At 62.1% G+C, this 21,052-nt stretch carries 18 protein-coding genes; 11 read left to right on the forward strand and 7 right to left on the reverse strand.

Features of this window, described 5'->3' with window-relative positions; translation table 11 throughout:
• Nucleotides 1-12: 12 nt before the first annotated feature.
• Together AB6N07_RS17515 and AB6N07_RS17520 are read right to left on the reverse strand one after the other, a co-directional pair.
• The gene (locus AB6N07_RS17515) at nt 13-285 is read right to left on the reverse strand and encodes an antibiotic biosynthesis monooxygenase (protein ID WP_370674347.1); all 273 of its coding nucleotides are present in this window, start codon (nt 283-285) and stop codon (nt 13-15) included.
• A gap of 296 nt (nt 286-581) precedes the next feature.
• Nucleotides 582-986, reverse strand: coding sequence for a winged helix-turn-helix transcriptional regulator (locus AB6N07_RS17520; RefSeq protein ID WP_370674348.1), 405 nt, complete (start codon nt 984-986; stop codon nt 582-584).
• Between the two features lie 76 nt (nt 987-1,062).
• Between AB6N07_RS17520 and AB6N07_RS17525 the strand changes: the two genes are divergently transcribed.
• The 3 genes from AB6N07_RS17525 (at nt 1,063) to recQ (ending at nt 4,094) form a co-directional block, all read left to right on the forward strand.
• A complete protein-coding gene (locus AB6N07_RS17525) occupies nt 1,063-1,386 on the forward strand; it encodes a nuclear transport factor 2 family protein (RefSeq protein ID WP_370674349.1) in 324 nt (107 codons plus the stop codon).
• On the forward strand, nt 1,383-2,165 hold the full coding sequence (locus AB6N07_RS17530) for an SDR family oxidoreductase (RefSeq protein ID WP_370674350.1): 783 nt from the start codon (nt 1,383-1,385) through the stop codon (nt 2,163-2,165). Before AB6N07_RS17525 ends, AB6N07_RS17530 begins: the two co-directional genes overlap by 4 nt.
• Nucleotides 2,166-2,291: 126 nt before the next feature.
• Entirely contained in the window at nt 2,292-4,094 is a 1,803-nt protein-coding gene (recQ, locus tag AB6N07_RS17535) for a DNA helicase RecQ (protein WP_370674351.1), read from the forward strand.
• A gap of 156 nt (nt 4,095-4,250) precedes the next feature.
• On the opposite strand, the gene AB6N07_RS17540 is transcribed toward recQ, so the two are convergent.
• Nucleotides 4,251-5,879 carry an ABC-F family ATP-binding cassette domain-containing protein gene (locus AB6N07_RS17540; RefSeq protein WP_370674352.1) on the reverse strand — a complete coding sequence of 543 codons (1,629 nt, stop codon included), beginning with the start codon at nt 5,877-5,879 and terminating at the stop codon, nt 4,251-4,253.
• A 207-nt stretch (nt 5,880-6,086) separates the two neighbouring features.
• Complete coding sequence (guaA, locus tag AB6N07_RS17545) at nt 6,087-7,661, reverse strand: glutamine-hydrolyzing GMP synthase (protein ID WP_370674353.1); 1,575 nt, start codon at nt 7,659-7,661, stop codon at nt 6,087-6,089.
• 180 nt (nt 7,662-7,841) lie between these two features.
• On the opposite strand from guaA, the gene AB6N07_RS17550 reads away from it, so the two are divergent.
• The 3 genes from AB6N07_RS17550 to AB6N07_RS17560 all read left to right on the forward strand — a co-directional run bounded on the left by AB6N07_RS17550 (nt 7,842) and on the right by AB6N07_RS17560 (nt 11,707).
• Entirely contained in the window at nt 7,842-8,879 is a 1,038-nt protein-coding gene (locus AB6N07_RS17550) for an ABC transporter ATP-binding protein (RefSeq protein WP_370674354.1), read from the forward strand.
• A gap of 101 nt (nt 8,880-8,980) precedes the next feature.
• Complete coding sequence (locus AB6N07_RS17555) at nt 8,981-9,991, forward strand: Fe(3+) ABC transporter substrate-binding protein (protein WP_370674355.1); 1,011 nt, start codon at nt 8,981-8,983, stop codon at nt 9,989-9,991.
• Between the two features lie 42 nt (nt 9,992-10,033).
• The gene (locus AB6N07_RS17560; RefSeq protein ID WP_370674356.1) at nt 10,034-11,707 is read left to right on the forward strand and encodes an ABC transporter permease; all 1,674 of its coding nucleotides are present in this window, start codon (nt 10,034-10,036) and stop codon (nt 11,705-11,707) included.
• Nucleotides 11,708-11,839: 132 nt separating this feature from the next.
• On the opposite strand, the gene AB6N07_RS17565 is transcribed toward AB6N07_RS17560, so the two are convergent.
• Both AB6N07_RS17565 and AB6N07_RS17570 read right to left on the reverse strand, forming a co-directional pair.
• Complete coding sequence (locus AB6N07_RS17565) at nt 11,840-13,102, reverse strand: TIGR03808 family TAT-translocated repetitive protein (RefSeq protein ID WP_370674357.1); 1,263 nt, start codon at nt 13,100-13,102, stop codon at nt 11,840-11,842.
• Nucleotides 13,103-13,170: 68 nt separating this feature from the next.
• On the reverse strand, nt 13,171-15,459 hold the full coding sequence (locus AB6N07_RS17570) for a heavy metal translocating P-type ATPase (RefSeq protein WP_370674358.1): 2,289 nt from the start codon (nt 15,457-15,459) through the stop codon (nt 13,171-13,173).
• A gap of 82 nt (nt 15,460-15,541) precedes the next feature.
• Between AB6N07_RS17570 and AB6N07_RS17575 the strand changes: the two genes are divergently transcribed.
• The 3 genes from AB6N07_RS17575 (at nt 15,542) to fba (ending at nt 18,307) form a co-directional block, all read left to right on the forward strand.
• Nucleotides 15,542-15,964 carry a helix-turn-helix domain-containing protein gene (locus tag AB6N07_RS17575; RefSeq protein WP_370674359.1) on the forward strand — a complete coding sequence of 141 codons (423 nt, stop codon included), beginning with the start codon at nt 15,542-15,544 and terminating at the stop codon, nt 15,962-15,964.
• A gap of 104 nt (nt 15,965-16,068) precedes the next feature.
• A complete protein-coding gene (gene pfkB / locus AB6N07_RS17580; RefSeq protein WP_370674360.1) occupies nt 16,069-17,025 on the forward strand; it encodes a 1-phosphofructokinase in 957 nt (318 codons plus the stop codon).
• A gap of 217 nt (nt 17,026-17,242) precedes the next feature.
• Entirely contained in the window at nt 17,243-18,307 is a 1,065-nt protein-coding gene (fba, locus tag AB6N07_RS17585) for a class II fructose-bisphosphate aldolase (protein WP_370674361.1), read from the forward strand.
• A gap of 89 nt (nt 18,308-18,396) precedes the next feature.
• On the opposite strand, the gene AB6N07_RS17590 is transcribed toward fba, so the two are convergent.
• On the reverse strand, nt 18,397-18,633 hold the full coding sequence (locus tag AB6N07_RS17590) for a hypothetical protein (RefSeq protein ID WP_370674362.1): 237 nt from the start codon (nt 18,631-18,633) through the stop codon (nt 18,397-18,399).
• A 435-nt stretch (nt 18,634-19,068) separates the two neighbouring features.
• Between AB6N07_RS17590 and AB6N07_RS17595 the strand changes: the two genes are divergently transcribed.
• Both AB6N07_RS17595 and AB6N07_RS17600 read left to right on the forward strand, forming a co-directional pair.
• Entirely contained in the window at nt 19,069-19,533 is a 465-nt protein-coding gene (locus tag AB6N07_RS17595) for a peroxiredoxin (protein ID WP_370674363.1), read from the forward strand.
• A gap of 25 nt (nt 19,534-19,558) precedes the next feature.
• Complete coding sequence (locus tag AB6N07_RS17600; protein ID WP_370674364.1) at nt 19,559-20,971, forward strand: peptidoglycan DD-metalloendopeptidase family protein; 1,413 nt, start codon at nt 19,559-19,561, stop codon at nt 20,969-20,971.
• The last annotated feature ends 81 nt before the right edge of the window (nt 20,972-21,052 follow it).

Consider the following 21,052-nt stretch of genomic DNA (forward strand, 5'->3'; position numbering starts at 1 on the left):
CCATCGAGAGACTTAGCCGTCTCGGTCAAGCGTAAAAGCTATCTCATAAAGGCCGGGGTGCGCCTCGCCGTAGGCTTTGTTTCTTTGGATCAGACCACGGCCCACCAGGTGCTTGATGACGCGACGGGCAGCGTCTTCGTCGGCGCTTTGCGCATAATTGACGACGCGCGTTCCGTCCAGGCTGCGGTGCAGACTGGCCGATATCCAACCATCAACCTCGCGAGCAGCCTTGGCCAGATAGTCGATCAGCGGACCCTGCCCGCCGTCGGGAACGGCAAAAAACATTGATCTGGGTGATGAGCGGCTAATGGGCCTGGATAACTGGCATTTTTTTGCACTCCATAATGAGCGCGAGCCGCCGCGCTTGCCGCGTACCGATAGACCTTTGAGCGCACGCCAAGCCGCAGCGAAACTCGCCGTTGCTTGTCGCGGGTTCCCCCCAAAGGTGACGCGGAGCCTCTCAAGCCTGAGAAGGGAGCGGGCTTACCGATGCCGCTCAGGTCCTTTTCGACAGGGGCAAGTGTATGTTGGAAATCCGCAGGGTCAACCACGCTATGGGATCGGCCGTCGCACCGGTGGGATTATACCGATAGTTCGGCCGCATCCGCCGTGCCATCGGCCCCCGGACGATTGGTTGCCCAGGTGAGCAGTGCGTCGAGCGCCGGACACAAGGCCTGCCCCCAATCCGTGAGAGCATACTCGACCTTCGGTGGCACCTGGTGATGTACGATACGGCGGACAATTCCGTCCCCCTCCATCTGCCGGAGCTGCTGGATCAGCATTTTCTGGGAAATTCCAGGAATGGCGCGTTCCAGGTCGGAGAAGCGCATGATCCGGCCGCCGAACAGATGGAACAGGATCACCAGCTTCCATCGGCCCTCCAGCAATTTCAGGGCTTGTTCGACACCTTCCGCAGCCGTCTCTCGCGTGTAGGCGTGAGGCTTACTTTCAGGTGAGTACCTAACTTTTTCGTGCGTTCTTGTCATTTGGTAAGTCTACAGCCATTTTCCGGGTCAGGCAATCCGATGGCCGGATGAAACGCCCTACCAGAGGAAGAACAATATGATCAATTTTCCAACACCGATAGCCGCTTACTTCATTGCCGATGCCAAGAACGGCGATGCAATGGCGCAATGCTTCACCGATACCGGTGTCGTTAAAGATGAAGGTCATACCTATACGGGGCGGGAAGCCATTCGAGCATGGAAAGCCGAGGCGTCGTCGAAATACAGCTATGTCAGCGAACCCCAGGCAATCGGCACCGATGGCGCACGAACGGTCGTCACGAGCCGGCTAACCGGTAACTTCCCGGGCAGCCCAGTGGACCTGCGTTTCTTTTTCCTCCTCGATGGCGACAAGATCTCCGAGTTGGAGATCACTCTATGAGTTTCGATCTCCAACTTGCCGGCCGTCGCGCATTGGTCACGGCCGGGACGAAGGGGGTCGGCGCAGCCGTGGTCGGCACCCTCGCAGCGGCCGGCGTCAAGGTTGTCGGAACGGCGCGAACGGTTCCGAACGACCCGCCTGAAGGCGTTCAATACATTGCCGCCGATCTTTCCAAGGCAGATGGCTGCGACACCGTCGTCAAGGGCGTTGTCGAGCGCCTGGGCGGAGTTGATATTATCGTCAATGTCTTAGGTGGCTCGTCGGCGCCGCCCGGCGGCTTTGCGGTATTAACCGACGACATTTGGTCCAGGGAGCTCGATCTCAACCTCATGCCGGCGGTGCGCCTCGATCGGGCGTTCCTGCCGTCGATGATCAAGCAGGGATCCGGCGTCATCGTTCACGTCACCTCGATCCAGCACGAGCTGCCATTGCCCGACTCCACGACGGCCTACGCTGCCGCAAAAGCTGCCCTTTCCACCTACAGCAAGAGCCTCTCCAAGGAGGTGACCCCCAAGGGCATTCGGGTTGTTCGCGTTTCGCCAGGCTGGATCGAAACCGAGGCAGCGGTCGCGCTGGCCGAGCGTTTGGCGGCCAATGCCGGAACCGACTACGAGGGCGGCCAGAAGATCATCATGAACGCGCTCGGCGGCATCCCGCTCGGCCGGCCGGTCAAGCCGCAGGAGGTGGCCGACCTCATCGCCTTTCTGGTGTCGCCGCGTGCCGGCGCGATTACGGGAACAGAATTCACCATTGATGGCGGCACGGTTCCCACCGCTTAGCCTTCGGCGCCACGCATTTGAGGATCAGTCTCAAAGCCAATCAAGCGTCGAATCTCCCCTATGCGGGCGGGCCGACGGCAAACCTGTTATGACAACCCGTCCTTCCGATTCTTCCCCCGGGCCGCCGTGACCGCGCATACCCTGCACATTCTGAAAACCGTCTACGGCTACGACGCCTTCCGCGGACCCCAGGCCGAAATCGTCGACCATGTGATGGCCGGCAACAACGCCTTCGTGCTGATGCCAACGGGCGGCGGCAAGTCCCTTTGCTACCAGATACCGGCGATGGCCCGGCCCGGCATGGGGCTGGTCGTCTCGCCGCTGATCGCCCTAATGGCCGATCAGGTGGCGGCATTGCGCCAAGCGGGTGTGAAGGCTGCCGCGCTCAATTCCGACCTGCAGGGCGAGGAGCGACACGCCTTGTGGCGGGAGATATCGAGTGGCGCGCTGGATATCCTGTACGTCGCCCCCGAAACACTGCTCAGATCCGACATTCTGGACCTGCTGCGCCGCACGCCGCTGTCGCTGATCGCCATCGACGAAGCGCATTGCCTGTCGCAATGGGGGCACGATTTCCGTCCCTCCTATCGTCAACTCGACGCGCTGATCACGCAATTCCCCAACACACCGCGCATGGCGCTGACGGCGACGGCCGACGCACCAACGCGCGCCGAGATCCTGTCGCATCTTGAGATTGCCGAAAGCGATGCGTTCATCGCCGGCTTCGACCGCCCCAACATCCGCTATGCCATGGCGGAAAAGGACAATCCGCGGGCACAGCTGAAGCGCTTCCTGAAGGAACACAAGGGCGAAAGCGGCATCGTCTACTGCCTGTCGAAGCGAAAGACGGAAGAAACGGCGGCATGGCTCTGCGACCAGGGCTATACCGCGCTGCCCTACCACGGCGGCATGGACAAGTCGGCTCGCGAGACCAACCAGACGCGCTTTCAGCGCGAAGAGGCGATCATCATGGTGGCCACCATCGCCTTCGGCATGGGCATCGACAAACCCGACGTGCGCTTCGTCGCGCATCTCGACCTGCCCGGGAGCATTGAAGCCTATTACCAGGAGACAGGGCGAGCCGGTCGCGACGGTCTGCCGGCGGATACGTTGATGCTCTACGGCCACGAAGACATCGCACTGCGCAGCCGCTTCATCGAGGACTCCGACGCGCCGGAACAACGAAAACGCATGGAGCGGCAAAAGCTCGACGCGCTTTTGGGCCTTGCCGAGACGGCCGGCTGCCGCCGGCAGGTGCTACTGTCCTATTTCGGCGACCATTCCGAGCCTTGTGGAAACTGCGATACCTGCGCGGAGCCACCAGCCCTGTTCGACGGAACGGTTGCAACTCTGAAGGCCCTGTCCTGCATCCACAGGACGGGCGAGCGCTTTGGCCAGGCCTACATCGTCGACGTGCTGCTGGGCGGGTCGGACGAGCGCATTGCTCAGTCCGGCCACGATCGCATCTCGACCTATGGCATCGGCAAGGAGCACGACAGCCGCACTTGGCGCGCCATCCTGCGCCAGTTGATCGCGCTTCGCCTTGTTGATGTCGACCTGACAGGCCATGGCGGGCTGTCGATCTCAGAGGTAGGCCGGCAGTTCCTGCGCGAAAAGCCTGTGCTGATGCTGCGCGTGCCGGCAAAACCGCAGGCCGCGCGGACCAAGGGTGTCCGCACCCAGGCGATGACCGCCCTGTCCGAGGCCGACCAAACGTTGTTTCAGGCGCTACGCGAGAAACGCACCGAACTCGCCCGCGCGCAGAATGTGCCGCCCTATGTGATCTTCCATGACAAGACGCTGATCGAGCTGGCCACCGCGCGCCCTGGTTCGCGATCGCAGATGGCAAAGGTTCCGGGCGTCGGAGAGGCCAAACTGGATCGCTACGGCGCTGCCTTTCTCGCCGTGATCGCCGAGCACGGGGAATAGCTCAGCGCGAAGACCTCGACGAATGCGTTGAACCCAGCACAGGTCAGGAAGCCTGTGAAATGAAAAAGCTGGGGTCGCCAGAACCGATCAGGAGCGATGGGAAGCGTAACGCCGAGTGCCCTCATCGCTATCCCCGACCCTTCTTCACCAACCCCGCTAACCGCCAGGGTGAAGACCCGGTGCTTCCTGGCCCGTCCGGGCTACATATTCGGTGTAGCCACCGCCGAACTGATGGATGCCCTCGGGCGTCAGTTCCAGCACGCGATTTGAGAGGGCCGCCAGGAAGTGGCGATCATGCGACACGAACAGCATGGTGCCCTCGAATGTCGAGAGTGCAGCGACCAGCATTTCCTTCGTCGCCATGTCCAGATGGTTGGTCGGTTCGTCGAGCACCAGGAAGTTCGGCGGGTCGTACAGCATCTTGGCCATGACCAGCCGCGCCTTCTCGCCGCCGGAGAGTACGCGGCAGGGCTTCTCGACATCGTCGCCGGAGAAGCCGAAGCAACCGGCGAGGGTGCGCAGAGCGCCTTGTCCAGCTTGCGGGAAGGAACCGTCCAGCGAGGCGAAAACCGTCTCGTCACCGTCCAGCAAATCCATGGAATGCTGCGCGAAATAGCCCATCTTGACGCTGCTGCCTATGGTCACCGCGCCTTCGTCCGGCTCGGTCGCGCCGGCCACCAGTTTCAGCAGCGTGGACTTCCCGGCGCCATTGGCGCCCAGCACGCACCAGCGTTCCTTGCGCCGCAGCTTGAAATCGAACCCCGCGTAGATCGGCGTGCCGCCATAGCCCTTATGCACGTTGCTGAAGTTCGCCACATCCTCCCCGGAGCGTGGCGGTGTGCGGAACTCAAACTGGATGGACTGGCGTCGTCTGGGCGGCTCGACCCGTTCGATCTTGTCCAGCTTCTTCACGCGGCTTTGAACCTGTGCCGCATGCGAGGCGCGCGCCTTGAAGCGCTCGATGAACTTGATCTCCTTGGCAAGCATCGCCTGCTGACGCTCGAATTGCGCCTGACGCTGCGTCTCGCCCAGCGCCCGCTGCTGTTCGTAGAAATCGAAATCGCCCGAATAAGTCGTGAGCGACCCACCATCGATCTCCACGACCTTGCCGACGATGCGGTTCATGAAGGCGCGGTCATGCGAGGTCATCAGCAAGGCGCCGTCATAGCCTTTGAGAAAAGCCTCCAGCCAGATCAGGCTTTCAAGATCAAGATGGTTGCTGGGCTCGTCCAGCAACATGCCATCGGGCCGCATCAGCAGGATGCGGGCGAGCGCCACGCGCATCTTCCAGCCGCCGGAAAGAAGACTGACATCGCCGTCCATGCGTTCCTGGCTGAAGCTCAAGCCGGCGAGCACCCCGCGCGCTCGCGCATCCAGCGCATAGCCATCCAGTTCCTCGAAGCGCCCCTGCACGTCGCCATAGCGCTCGATAATGGCGTCCATCTCGCCGGCCTGATCCGGGTCGACCATGGCCGCCTCGAGCTTGGCCATTTCGGCGGCGAGCGCACTCACCGGCCCAACGCCATCCATCACCGCCTCAACGGCACTTTGGCCGGACATTTCGCCGACATCCTGGCTGAAATAGCCGATCGTCATGCCGGCATCGATCGATACCTGGCCATCGTCGGGCCGATCCTCACCGACGATCATCCGGAACAGCGTCGTCTTGCCGGCGCCATTCGGCCCGACAAGTCCAACCTTCTCTCCTTTCAGAATACCCATCGACGCGTCGATAAACAGGATCTGATGGCCGTTTTGCTTACTGATGTTATCGAGACGAATCATGGAGCCCGTGTTGACTGGAAGAGGAGTGGAAGGGAGAAGTGACAGCGACGGTAGCTGCGCAGCAAAGCGAACTATCAACCAAATCGACGGTCGAAGTTATTGATTGGTCGAACAAAGCTCATACAATGCATCTAGTCTGACTTGAATTGTTGGTTCCAACTCTCATCATCCAGCGTCATCGTCACGGCAATTGACCTAGGCCAGCCCCTACTCCCACTCGATGGTTCCAGGCGGCTTGCTGGTCACGTCGTAGACGACGCGGTTGACGCCCTTCACTTCGTTGATGATGCGGGTGGCGGCGCGGCCGAGGAAGTTCATGTCGAAGGGGAAGAAATCGGCCGTCATGCCGTCGACCGAGGTGACGGCGCGTAGCGCCAGTACGCGGTCGTAGGTGCGGCCATCGCCCATCACGCCCACCGTCTGGACGGGCAGTAGCACAGAGAAAGCCTGCCAGATCTGGTCGTAGAGGCCAGCCTTGCGGATTTCGTCGAGATAGATGGCGTCGGCCTTCCTGAGGATATCCAGTTTCTCACGCGTCACACCGCCTGGCAGGCGAATGGCAAGGCCCGGCCCCGGGAACGGGTGGCGCCCGATAAAGCTATCCGGCAGGCCGAGTTCACGGCCGAGCGCGCGTACTTCATCCTTGAAGAGTTCGCGCAGCGGCTCCACCAGCTTCATATTCATGCGCGCCGGCAAGCCACCGACGTTGTGGTGGCTCTTGATGGTGACGGAAGGCCCGCCCGAGAAGCTGACGCTTTCGATCACATCCGGATAAAGCGTGCCCTGAGCAAGGAAAGTTGGTGCACCGCGACCGTCGGCGGCAATCTTCTTCGCCTCGGCTTCGAACACCTCGATGAACAGGCGACCAATGGTCTTGCGCTTCTTTTCCGGGTCGGCCTCGCCTTCGAGCTGACCAATGAAAAGATCAGATGCATCAACATGAACAAGCGGAATGTTATAGTGATCTCTGAACATGCCGACCACCTGCTCGCTCTCGCCTTGGCGCATCAGGCCATGGTCGACGTAGACGCAGGTGAGCTGCTCGCCGATCGCCTCGTGGATCAGCACGGCAGCCACGGAACTGTCGACACCGCCGGATAGGGCGCAAAGCACGCGCTCCTTGCCGACCTGTGCGCGGATCTTGGCGATCATCTCGGCGCGATAGGCCGACATGCTCCAGTCGGACTTCAGACCGGCAATCTGGTGCACAAAATTGGAAAGAAGCTTGGCGCCATCGGGCGTATGCACCACTTCGGGATGAAACATGGTGGTGTAATAACGCCGCGTCTCGTCGACGGCGATGGCGAAGGGGGCATTCTCGGAGACGCCGATCACTTCGAAGCCTTCCGGCGCGCGGGTCACGCGGTCTCCGTGGCTCATCCACACCGGATAGCGTTTGCCGACTTCCCACAGCCCCTCGAACAGCGGCGAAGCCTTCAGGATCTCCACGTCGGCACGGCCGAATTCGGCGGCGTGGCCACCTTCGACACTGCCACCCAGCTGTACGGCCATGGTCTGCTGGCCATAGCAGATGGCGAGAATAGGCACACCGCTGTCGAACACGGCCTGCGGTGCACGCGGGCTGCCATCTCGGGTCACCGAATCCGGGCCTCCGGAGAAGATCACGCCCTTTGGCTGCAATTTATCGAAGGCCGCCGCCGCCGACTGATAGGGGTGAATTTCGCAGTAGACGCCGGCCTCGCGCACTCGGCGGGCAATGAGCTGCGTCACCTGGCTGCCGAAATCAATGATCAGCAGGCTATCGTGGGCGGGCTTTTGCATGGGGAACTCTTTCCGGTAAGGGGCCAGAAGGATCAAGCGGTTCCGCTAAGCTGAATCCGGTCGCCGGGCAAGCGAAAAGTCGCGGATATCGAAGGGATTCTCCAGGTGGCAACCCTACCGCTTGCCCCCGATAGTCCAGTTTTCTATTGTTGATATTTAGATGCAACAAATGGAGCTGGTATGCCTGCCCTTTCCGCGCTGGAGGTTCTGTCGCTTGCTCGTCGCTTTGGGGAGACGGAGGCGGTTCGAAACCTCGATCTTGCCGTAGAAAAGGGCGAAGTGGTGAGCCTCGTTGGCCATTCCGGCTGTGGCAAGTCCTCGCTCTTGCGGCTGATCGCCGGCGTCGACACGCCCGACGAGGGGAGCATCCGCATTGACGGTGAGGAGGTGTTCGGTCCCAGCCGTTTCGTCGAACCGGAGAGGCGACGAGTTGGCTTCGTCTTCCAGGATTATGCGCTGTTTCCGCACCTGACTGTGGAAAACAACGTCCGCTTCGGCCTTCGGGCCAAGTCAAAGGCTCAGGCAAACGATCGGGCCCGAGACATGCTTGGCCTCGTCGGCCTTGCAGGCCACGCCACTCGTTATCCGCACGAGCTTTCCGGCGGTGAACAGCAGCGAGTGGCGCTCGCCAGGGCGCTGGCGCCCGAGCCTCGCCTCCTCCTGATGGACGAACCGTTTTCCAACCTCGACCGGGCGCTTCGGGAAGGTATCCGGCGGGAAACTCTGTCTCTGATCCGCCGGCTCAACATCACGGCGGTCATCGTCAGCCATGATCCCGAGGAGGCACTGTCGTCCGGTGATCGACTGGTGTTGATGCGGTCGGGCGAAGTCGTGCAGATCGGCAGTGCCTATGACCTCTACGACCGGCCGAACTGTCCGTATGCCGCCGAGTTCTTCGCAGCTTGCAACCGCATCCCAGGTCGTGTCGGGGCAGGCTGGGTCGAGACGGCACTCGGCACTTTTCCTGCGCCGGATATGCTCGACGACGGCGACGAGGCAGTCGTCCTGGTCCGCCCGACGGATATCGACGTCATCCCCAATACCGGCGAAGGCGAGGTGACGGCGCGCGAGCTGATGGGTGAGATCGAGACGCTCCACGTCCGTCTGCCGGGCCTTGCCGCCCCCATCAGGATCAGATCCACCCGCCGCCTAGCTGCCGGTGTCTGTCGCATCGGTGTCAGCGTAACACCAGGCCAGGCAATGATTTTTCCTACCTGAAGATCCAGTGGAAGAGAAAACCGTGCCCGCCCATAATATGTTGACTATAATATTCAACTATGTTGTTGATCGGGTCGTTCAGACACACTGGAGAAAACCTCATGCGACAGATGATGCTCAGCCTGACGGCGCTCATTCCCCTTGCCGTCACGGGCACCGCCGCCGCCGACGTCAATATCTACACGACGCGCGAACCAGGGCTGATCCAGCCGCTGATCGACAGTTTCACCAAGGCGACGGGCATTGCCGCCAAGACCGTATTCCTGCAGGACGGCCTTGCCGAGCGCGTCTCCACCGAGGGAGAAAGCTCGCCAGCCGACATCCTGATGACCGTCGACGCCGGAAACTTGGTTGACCTCGTCGAAAAGGGTGTGACGCAGCCAATCAATTCCGCGGTTCTGAATGAGGCCGTGCCGGCGCAGCTGCGTGACGAGAACGGCCAGTGGTTCGGCCTGTCCTACCGCGCCCGCGTCATCTACGCGGCCCAAGACCTCGATGTGAACGGCCTCACCTATGAGGATCTTGCCGACCCCAAGTGGAAGGGCAAGGTGTGCATCCGCTCGGGCCAGCACCCCTACAATACGGCCCTGTTCGCCAGTTACATCACCCACCACGGCGAAGAAGCGACGGAGACCTGGCTGACCGGCCTCAAGGACAACCTCGCCCGCAAGGCGGCCGGCGGCGATCGCGATGGCGCTCGCGACATCCTCGGTGGCATCTGCGATCTCGCCGTTGCCAACTCTTACTATGTCGGGCTGATGCGCTCCGGCAAAGGTGGCGAAGAGCAGACCACGTGGGGCAATGCGATCAAGGTCATTCTGCCGACGTTCAAGGACGGTGGTACGCAGGTGAATATCTCCGGCGCGGCCATTGCCAAGCATGCCCCCAACAAGGACGAAGCCGTGAAGTTCCTGGAGTATCTCGTCTCCGACGAGGCGCAGGAAATCTATGCCAAGGCCAACTACGAGTATCCGGTGAAGGCTGGCGTCGCGGCCGATCCGATCGTTGCCTCGTTCGGTGAGCTCACCGTCGACAAGACGCCGCTGAGCGAGATCATCAAGCACCGCAAGGCGGCAAGCCAACTGGTCGACAAGGTCGGCTTCGACAGTTAATCGAAGGGCGGGACGTTTCCACGTCCCGCATTTTCCCTGCCGATGGCTTTGCTTGCCGAAACCGCTATTTCATTGAAGGCAGCGCCTTCCCGGCGTCGCCCTGGCTGGCGCTTTGCCGCCGCCGTCATTGCCGTGCTCGTCGGCCTGCCTGTGTTGGCCCTCGGCTCGCAGGCGGTTGGCGGCTCGCCCGGCTTGTGGCTCCACCTTGCCAGCACCATTTTGCCGAGGGCGCTGGCCGAGACTTTGGCCTTGCTCGTCGGTGTCGGGCTGATCGCAGGCCTACTGGGGGTGGCGCTCGCCTGGCTGGTGACGGCCCACGACTTCCCAGGACGCGGCATTCTCGAATGGGCGCTGTTGTTGCCGCTTGCAGTGCCGACCTACATCGTCGCCTACGCCTATCTCGATATCCTGCATCCAACCGGCGGCTTCCAGGGCGCCGTCCGCTGGGTCCTGGGCTATGCAAGCCCGCGCGAGTTCCGCTTACCTGACGTTCGCTCGCTGCCCGGCTGCGTGCTGCTATTTTCCCTGGTCCTCTACCCTTACGTCTATCTCACGACGCGGGCGATGTTCCTGACCCAGTCGGCAAACCTGTTCGATGCGGCCCGCATGCTCGGCACACCGCACCGGAGACTGTTCTGGCGCGTAGCGCTACCGCTTGCCCGACCGGCGATCGCCGTTGGCGTCAGCCTCGTGCTGATGGAGGCGCTCAACGACGTTGGCGCCTCGCAATTCCTCGGCGTGCGCACGCTGACAGTGTCGATCTACACCACCTGGATAACGCAGAACGATCTGGCCGGCGCCACCCAAATCGCGTTGCTGCTGCTCTCGATCGTCGTCATGCTGATCTCCCTCGAGCGATGGGCGCGGCGCCGACAAGGCTATGTCTCTGGCTCACGCGGACGAACGTTGCGACCAGAGCGGTGCGGCGGTCTCAGAGGGATCGGCCTCTTCGCGCTCGGCGCCTTACCGGTGACGTTCGGCTTTCTGATCCCGGCCATCCACCTCATTGAAGAGGCGTGGACGCGATGGCGCTTCGCAGGCCTCTCCGACCGGCTCATTGGCGAGGCGCGCGACACCCTGCTCTATGCCGGAGGCGCCACTTTGCTTACCCTGGTGTTAGGCGTCGTCGCCGCCTACGCACTGCGACTGTCGTCGGGGCGGGCCGGTCCGTTGATCTTCAGGCTGTCAACGATCGGCTACGCCATGCCGGGCACCGTCGTCGCTCTCGGCGTGCTGCTGGTGGTGGCACCGCTCGATCGCACCATCGACGGTGCGGTTCGGCAATGGCTCGGCCTGTCGACAGGGCTTCTGTTCATCGGTTCGGGCGCGGCGCTGATTTACGCCTACATGGTGCGTTTCCTGGCGATCACCGCCGGCAGCGCCGACGCCGGACTTGCTCGGATACCAAAATCACTCGACGACGCAGCGCGCACGCTCGGCCGCTCGGCAGGGGATACGCTTTACGCCGTGCACTTGCCGCTGACGCGCGCCTCTCTGGCAGCCGGCGCGCTGTTGGTGTTCGTCGACTGCATCAAGGAATTGCCGGCGACATTGCTCCTGAGGCCGCTCAACTTCGAGACCTTCGCCACGCACCTCTATGGCGAAGCGGCACGTGGTACCTATGAGGAAGCCTCGCTGGCGGCACTGGCCATTGTGCTCATCGGCATCCTGCCGGTGATCGTGCTCTCCCGGGTGGGACGGAAGCCGTCCACATGAAGGCCACAGGATATCCACAGGCTCTTCTGGCGGTTATCAAAGGCATTCGCACCGGTTTTCCACCGCCTGGCGCACAGCTTGTTCCAGGATCATGAACAGCTTCTCCACAGCTGTTCCCCAGCCTGTGCACGCTCAGGCCACGCGGTTTTCCCCAACCGTGAGACCGGGCCAGGCCGCGGCGCCGATCCGCGTGAGGTCATCGGTTGCGAACTCGGCAAACCGCATGCCGCGCACCGCGCCGCCCGGCACTTCGACCAGGAGATTGCCGGTAACGATGGTTGCCTGCTCGGGCGGTGCCAACACCGACACGCCGATGCCGACCCCGGTCCGCCTGACGACATTTCCGGATGCGACGACGCTACCGAGCGTCGCCCCCCAGCCGAGCGACAGACCGAGATGCGGCGCGGCTTCAACGATATTGCCAGTCACCGATCCCGGTGTCTCAACATGAATGCCAACGCCGCCCGACCGACCGCCGACCGCCGTCAACGCCGTATCGCCGGCGATGTTGCGCACGGTATTGCCCTCGACTAGGGACAGGCGGTCGCCGTTGCCGCCAAGCAGCGCGATGCCGAGCCCGGCGCCATCAATCGTGTTGCCGCTGACCGCGGCCCCCACCGAACCGGCATCGGCGACGATGCCCACTCCTTCGATGGCACGGAGATCGTTGTCCGAGATTCGAACGTTACCGGCGGAGGATAGGCGGATACCTCCCCCGCCCACCCGATCTATGCGGTTGTCGCGCAGCGTCGAACCATCATCTCCCGCCGTCCAGCGCCGGAGATGGATGCCGCCGCGCGCGCAATCACTCACTGCGTTGCCTGCGATGGCAAGCGCCCTCCCCTCGGTCGACACAATCCCAACGCCACCGGCGCCGGAAACGCGGCAATCGCGAAGGCTGCCTCCCACTCGGGTCAGCGCGATGCCGTGGCCGACACTGCCCTGCACGAGGAGGCGGGAGATATCGAGGTCCTCGACGAAGGCGAGTGACAAGAGCCCGTCGTCCTCGTCGGACAGTGTCCGGTTGGCCCCGTCGAGCGCCAAGCCGTCCAACGACAAGGTGTGCGCATCTTCCGAATAGAGGAGCCGGCCACCGCCCGAATAGACGAGCCGCGTTTCGCCCGGCACGCCGACAAGGCGAGTGCGATCCGGCAGGTGGATGTTGGAGACCTCGTAACGACCGGCGGGAATGTAAAGTGGCCTGCCGGCTCTGGCAGCCCGGTTGATGGCGGCCTGCAGTTCCATGCTGCGATCGCCTGTCCGGCGAACGATCGGCCGCGCCTCGGGCGCTGTCAGGCTGCCGCGCAGTTCGGCGAGGCCGAGCGTGCCGGAACGGGCCACCGCCGGCATGGCAAGGCTCGTAATCGTCCCGAAGAGGAACGCGCGGCGGTTCATAAGCGTCTCCGGCGGACAGACATGCCGTCCGCCGAGCAAGCTTCGTTCCAGCCGGCGCGAACGGTGCGCTATCGGTTGGTGCGCAACAGACGTAGCGCGTTGGCGGTCACCAGCACGGTTGCGCCGGTGTCGGCAAGGATGGCCGGCCAGAGGCCGGTGATGCCAAGCACCGTCGTCACGAGGAAGAAGGCTTTCAACCCGAGCGCAATGGTGATGTTCTGCCGGATATTGGCCATCGTCCGACGGGAGAGATCGATCAGCGCCGCGACGTCGCCAACCCGGCCGTAGAGCAAGGCAGCGTCCGCCGCTTCCAACGCAACGTCGGTGCCTCCGCCCATAGCAATGCCGATGTCGGCAGTGGCGAGCGCGGGGGCATCGTTAATGCCATCCCCTATCTTGGCAACGATCAACCCTTTGTCCTGCAGCGCCTTGATGGCGGCTTGCTTGTCGGCCGGCAGAAGACCGGCCCGCACGTCATCAATGCCGAGTTCGCGGCCAACGGCGGCGGCAGCGCGTGGGTTGTCGCCGGTCAGCATCACGGTAGCGATGCCACGACGCCGTAGGTCGGCAACGGCGGCAACGGCATCCGGACGCGGCGCGTCGCGAAGAGCGACAAGACCGAGAGCGGCGCCATCCGCCAACAAAAGGCAGATCGTCTTGCCTTCGGCGGCGAGACGCTCGACGGTGGCGAGCACCTCGGCCGATGGCTGCGCCCGCTCGGCAGCCGCGTCGGCCGAACCAAAGAACAACTCACGCCCATCGACACGGCCAATGACACCTTTGCCCGGAACAGCCCTGCCGTCTTCGACGGGTGAGAGGATTGCCCCATCGGCAGCCGCAAGAATAGCCTTGGCCAGTGGATGACTGGAGGACGCCTCGAGCGAGGCGGCAAACCGCAGCACAGTATCGCGATCAGCCCCGAAGCTCTCGACATCAGTGACCTTCGGCATGCCTTCGGTCAGCGTGCCGGTCTTGTCGAAGGCAACGGCGGTTATGTCGCGCAGACGCTCGAGCACCGATCCCCCCTTGATCAGCAGTCCGGTGCGCGCGCCGCAGGCCAATGACGCGGCGATGGCGGCCGGCGTGGAAATAACCAACGCGCAAGGGCAGCCAATGAGCAAGACGGCAAGCCCCTTGTAGATCCAACCGTGCCAATCACCATCAAAGAGCGGCGGCAGCACCGCGACGGCGGCGGCAATGGCTACCACTGCCGGTGTGTAGTATCTGGCGAAGCGGTTGACGAAGCGCTCGACGGGAGCGCGGGTTTCCTGAGCCTCGGTGACCAGCCGAACGATGCGTGCAATGGTGTTGTCGGCGGCCGGAGCCGTGACGCGAACGGTAAGCACACCGTCGCCATTGATCGTGCCGGCATAGACGGAGGCGCCCTCGCCGCGCGTCACAGGCACGCTTTCGCCGGTCACCATGGATTCGTCGATAGAGCTAGTTCCGGCAACCACCAAGCCGTCGCACGGCACGCGGTCGCCGGGGCGAACCAGTACCTCATTGCCAACCACCAGTGCCGAGGCGGCAACCTCGCGCGTGGTACCGCCGGCGACAAGATGCGCCGTTTCTGGCACAAGGCCAGCCAGCGCCTTGATCGAAGACCGAGCTCTCCGGGCAGCGAGGCCTTCCAACAATTCGCCGACCAGGAAGAAGAACACCACGGCCGCCGCTTCCTCGCCGGCATTGAGGAACACAGCGCCGACCGCGGCTATGGTCATCAAGGTCTCGATACTGAACAGCTCCCAGGCCTGTGCCAAGCGCAGGGCGCGCAGAGCGATCGGTGCCAAGCCGACAAGCATCACGGCAAGAAACAGCCAGCGTTCCGCTTCAGGTACAAGCCGGCCGAACGCATAGGCGGCAACGATACCCAGACCTACGCCGATCGTATGCAAACCCGCTGGAGACTTCCACCAGGCCCCTTCGATCTCGGCGTGGACGTGGCCTGCATGATCGTGGCCGGAATGGCTCGAACCAGCGTGGTCATGTTCGGCGTGGTCATGTTCTTCATGCGCATGGTCGTGGCCATGGTGATCATGGTCGTGATGGGCATGCTCGGCATGTCCGGATTCGCCATGGCCGCAGCAGTCGCATTCATGCTCTTCTTCGGCGTGTTGTTCGGCGCGGCGTTCCGAACGCTCGGCGTTGATGCCGTAACCGAGACGGCTCACCGCGTTTTCGAGCGCGGCGAGATCGACGGTCTTGTCGTGGTGGACGACCATTGAACCCGTCATCACGGAAACGGACACGTCCTCGACTCCGCCAAGCCTCGCCACGACTCCTTCAACGCGGGCAGCGCAAGCAGCGCAATCCATGCCATCAACCTTGAAGCGGGTTTTTAATGCTATATCGCCCATCGCGAATCCTTGAATGCTGCTCTTCTTGATTTTGCTGCCCTAAGGCTGCATCCTCCAGTCGCTAGAGGAGCAAGTACGTAAAATGACGGATATGCCGATTGGCGAAATCTCCCGGCGAAGCCAAGTCAAGGTACCGACGATCCGCTATTACGAGCAGATCGGTTTGTTGCCGACGCCGCCGCGCAGCGAGAGCAACCGTCGCCTCTACGGTGCGCCAGATCTCAAGCGTCTTTCATTCATTCGCCACGCGCGCGATCTCGGCTTTGAGATCGATGCCATTCGAACGTTGTTGACGCTTCAGGACAATCCGAACCAACCCTGCGCGGAAGCCGACAGTATCGCACGTGACAAGCTGGCCGAGGTCAATGCTCGCATCGAGAGCCTGATGGCGCTCAAGGATGAGTTGGAAGCAATGGTTGGTGGTTGCGGGCATCGTTGCGTCGGCGAGTGCCGAGTGATCGAGGTGTTGGGCGATCACCACAAGTGCCTGCACGTCGAGCACTGAGCCGGTAGCCGCCCTTTCCTTGCGGAGGGGCTTGCCGAAACGGCGCCATCCTGCGAAACCGCTATATTAAAGACGCTAGAGACGTTTTCGCTTTGGAGCCGACTATGACCTCGCCCATCATCACCGTTACGCTCAATCCAGCGATCGACCTCACCGTCACGCTTGATGACCTAACGCCGGGCAAGGTCCATCGCGCCCGCGCTGCGCAATCGAATGTCGGCGGCAAGGGCATCAATGTTGCCGGATGCATCGCCGACTGGGGCATTCCGGTCGTGGCGACCGGCGTGCTCGGTCGTGGCAACGATGCCACCTTCACCGACTTCTTCAAAGACAAGGGTATCCAGGATCGCTTCGTCCGCACGGCTGGCGATACCCGCACCAATATCAAGATCGCCGATATCGTTACCGGCACGACGACGGATATCAACCTGCCCGGCCTCACCTTCGACGACGAGACCTATGACATGGTGCTCGACGTGCTGCGGAGCGAAGTGGTCGACGGCGCGTTGGTCGTACTTGCCGGGTCGCTGCCGTTGGGTCAGCCGGCCAGCGTTTGGGCGAGGCTCACCGCCGATCTCAGCCTTCTGCGTTGTCGCGTCGTGCTCGACACCTCCGGCGCGCCGCTCGCGGCCTCGCTCGCCGCTCCGAGTGGCAACCTGCCGTTTGCCGTCAAGCCCAACCGGTTGGAATTGGAGTCGTGGGTCGGTCGGCCGCTCAAGGAGGTGGCCGATATCGTCACCGCGGCCCGGGATATCCAGGCACTCGGTATCGAATTGGTCGCCGTCTCGCGCGGTGAACAAGGGGCAATCTTCCTGCGGGGCACCACCGCGCTTTCGGCCCGCCTACCGGTGGTCAACGCACTATCGACGGTGGGCGCGGGCGATGCCATGGTGGCCGGCATAGCCTCTTCGGTCGCCGATAACCTGGGGCTAGAGGCGCTGGCTCGCCGGGCGGTGGCGTTTGCAACAGCCAAACTCGGTCGAATCGGGCCGAACCTTCCTTCGCCCGACGATGTGCGGCAACTGGCCCGCCGGGTCGACGTGGCAGTGCTTGCCAGCTGATCTCTTGGGCTGTAATTTGCCCAACGAGGAAAACACGAATATTCAGACGAACTATCAATTGCGTTCACGATTTTTTGGCGCAACCGACGGCCTTGACCGAACTCGCCTCTGGTAAATTGTGCTAAAGTCGTAGATATGAGCCAGTCTGTTTCGCCGGTCGCGTTTGATAGGCGGGAAGGGCTCGGGATCACAGAAGAATTCGCGAAGGAGTTCCCTTATGGCGCTGGTTTCACTGCGGCAGTTGCTCGATCATGCCGCCGAACACGGCTACGGCATGCCTGCCTTCAACATCAACAACATGGAACAGATGCTGTCCGTCATGGCCGCGGCCAAGGAGACCGATAGCCCGGTGATCATGCAGGCCAGCCGCGGTGCTCGCGCGTTCGCCAATGACATCGTGCTCAGCCATCTGATCAAGGCTGCCATCGAGCTCTACCCGGATGTCCCGGTCTGCATGCACCAGGATCACGGCAACTCGGAGGGCACCTGCCTTTCGGCCATCACCAATGGCTTCTCGTCGGTTATGATGGACGGCTCGCTCAAGGCTGACGGCAAGACCCCGGCTGACTTCGACTATAATGCTAACGTCACCGGCCGCGTGGCCGAGCTGGCGCATCTGGTTGGCGCCTCGACCGAAGGTGAGCTCGGCGTGCTCGGCTCGCTCGAGACCGGTAAGGGCGACAAGGAAGACGGCCACGGCGCCGAGGGCGTGCTCAGCAAGGAACAGCTGCTGACAGACCCGGACGAAGCCGTGAAGTTCGTCAAGCGCACCAAGGTCGACGCCCTGGCCATCGCCATGGGCACCAGCCACGGCGCCTACAAGTTCTCCCGCAAGCCGGACGGCGACGTGCTCGCCATCTACCGCATCAAGGAGATCCACGAGCGTATGCCGAACGTGCACCTCGTCATGCACGGCTCGTCGTCGGTTCCGCAGGACCTTCTCGACGTCATCAACGCCTACGGCGGCAAGATGCCCCAGACCTTCGGCGTTCCGGTCGAAGAGATCGTCAACGGCATCAAGCACGGTGTGCGCAAGGTCAACATCGACACCGACTGCCGCATGGCGATCACCGGTGCCATCCGCAAGTTCTTTGCGGAGAAGCCGGCCGAGTTCGACCCGCGCTCCTTCATGAAGCCCGCCATGGCCGCCATGCAGAAGGTCTGCAAGCAGCGCTATGAGGAATTCGGCGCCGCCGGTAACGGCTCGAAGATCAAGGTGATTCCGCTCGCCGACATGGCCAAGCGTTACGCTTCGGGCGAACTCGACCCCAAGATCGCCTGATAGCTTCACTATCGTTCATGAAAAGCGGGGCGCTTCGGCGCCCCGTTTGCTTTGGAGAATATTGAAACGACCTGACTGGCTGCCGCCTTCTAGGCAACAGCGTCGAGTACCGGATCCCGGATCAGGAAGCGGACCACGCCGTGCTCGGCATCGGCAGCAGCAATCCGAACCCCGACTTTACGACGGCCAGCACCCATGCTGATACGTCCGCAAACACCAATCATGTAGGTGAAGTCTCCGGCGACATCGGCCTCCCCCTCAACAGAGAGGCTTCCGTCGCTTCGGAAGCCGGCCTTGACGCGACAGACGACGGGAATGGGAGGCATACCCTCAAATTCCAAGTGGGTGGTAAACCCTTGTTTCAATGGCACAATCACGATTGCGTCCTCCTTAAAAAGGATGGAGGGTGCGAGGGGAAATCTCGCGCAAAAAAGCTCAAAACTGCGACTTGTTTTAAAAAACACCGATATAATTACTTATATCCTGTAATTTGAAAAGTACAATTTTTGGTGGGAATATCCTGCCGCAAAAGGCTCCTTTGCCTTTGTCCGCCCGGAAATGTCGTATCGTCATGCTGAGTGAACCGAGCCGTTCATGCGAGGCGCTCACGGCCGAGCCTAAAACACTCGCCGACCAGCACGGATATCTGTTGATTAGGGAACGCTCCCGCGTCCGTTCCCTGATGGCGAGCACGTCGGCGGCCTATTGCTCCGAGGCGTCAACCGGAGGATAAAGACAACTTAAAAGCCGGAGACCGCCCGATGACCACTGTTGCTGTTGGATCCCCTGCCCCCGACTTTACCCTGCCGACCGACCAGGGCGAGGTTTCGCTCGCCGCTCTGCGGGGCCGGCCGATCGTCGTTTATTTTTATCCCAAGGACGACACATCGGGCTGCACCCGTGAGGCAATTGGTTTTTCCTGTCTGGCGGACGAATTCGAAAAGGCGGGAGCGACGGTAATCGGAATCTCGCCGGATACGGTGGAGAAGCACGGCAAGTTCCGCGTCAAGCATAAGCTGACGGTGGCGTTCGGCTCCGATCCGGAACACAAGGTGGCGGAAAGCTACGGAGCCTGGGGTGAAAAGTCGCTCTACGGCAAAAAGTATTTCGGTATTATCCGCTCTACCTTCCTGATCGCGGCCGATGGAACGGTGGCGAGAGCTTGGCCTAAGGTCAAGGTTGAAGGCCACGCCGAAGACGTGTTGGCGGCGGTCAAGGCACTCTGAACGAGCCGCGCACACGCTGTCGTGGATGCGCTTCAAGCCTTCATTAACCCTAACAGTTTCTAATCGCGCTCAACGGGGCTCCGCCTACCGCATGTCGGTGATGCGGCCAGTGCCCCCTTGGAGCGTCGCGTTGATGATGAGACCGCAAGCCGCAGATCGATATTGCAGCCAGAGTTCGGCGAGACGTATCGTCATCATCAGCCGGGACAATACCCGTACGTACACCTTTAGCCCGCTGGCCCTGTTCGGCGGTCTCACCCTCTTTCTGGCGGTATCACTCGGCTTTCTCGCGGCGACGACCTATCTGGTATTTCGTGACGACCTGTTCGACTTGGTTCGCGAGCGCAACGCCAACATGCAGCAGGCCTATGAGGACCGCATCGCCCGTCTTCGCTCGGAAATCGATCGCATCTCCAGCCGGCAGATTCTCGACAGCGTCGCGATGGACGAAAAGGTCGAGAAGATCATGTCGGCCCAGCAGGGCATCGCGGACCGGCAACGAGCAGTCGGCGAACTGATCGACAAGGCACGCAGCATCGGCCTCATCGACGGCCACAACGCAGCGGTCCCCGCCGAAAAACATGCGGCTCTCGACTCAACCGACATGACCGGCTCCATCAATGCGTATGCCGATGACGGCAGCGCCAGTCTGGTAGACCGTCAGTTCGATGCGCTAACTTCGACGTCGCCAAAGGCCGACGTAGCCAAGGTCGACCTGCGCACCTCAGACGGCAAGCCGGATTTAAAAGCAATCTCCAGTCATCTCGCCGCCGTCGACTCCGAGCAGGCGAAGGCGGTAGAGGCCATCGCTGACGCTGCCAATTCACGCGTCGACGCAGCTGTGGGGGTCATTGCCGACGCCGGTTTGAGAGTGAATGTGCCGGAAGCTTCGGCGGATTTGCAAGACGCCGTCGGTGGCCCCTACATCCCCATAGGAGGCGCACAGGCTCTTTCCTCCGCCATGCAGGAAGCCGATATGGCTTTCAGCCGCATTGAGCTGGTCAAAGCCGAAGCGGCCCGTCTGCCGCTTATCCGCCCCATGCCCGGCGGCGACATGACGTCCAATTTCGGGTCGCGTCGCGATCCATTTCTCGGTTCGCTGGCATTTCACGCCGGTATCGACTTCCGCTCGCCCACAGGCACCGACATTCGGCCCACAGCACCCGGTGTCGTCACGGTGGCCGGCTGGTCGGGAGGCTATGGCAATATGGTTGAGGTCGACCACGGCAACGGCGTCACGACCCGCTACGGCCACATGTCTCGCATCATTGCCCAGGTTGGAGACCGCGTGACACGCGATACCGTTATCGGTGAGGTGGGTTCCACCGGCCGCTCAACCGGTCCACATCTGCACTACGAGACCCGCATCAACGGTGTGCCGCTCAATCCGGTCAATTACATCAACGCAGGGAACCGGCTGGCGAGTCTTCTGCCTTGAGGGCCTGTCGGTCGCCGCGTAGCGGGGCATGGCTCCGCGAAGATAATCACCCGTGATACTGAAAAGGCGGGGTGCTCGGCA

The sequence above is a fragment of the Pleomorphomonas sp. PLEO genome (assembly GCF_041320595.1).
GTDB lineage: Bacteria > Pseudomonadota > Alphaproteobacteria > Rhizobiales > Pleomorphomonadaceae > Pleomorphomonas.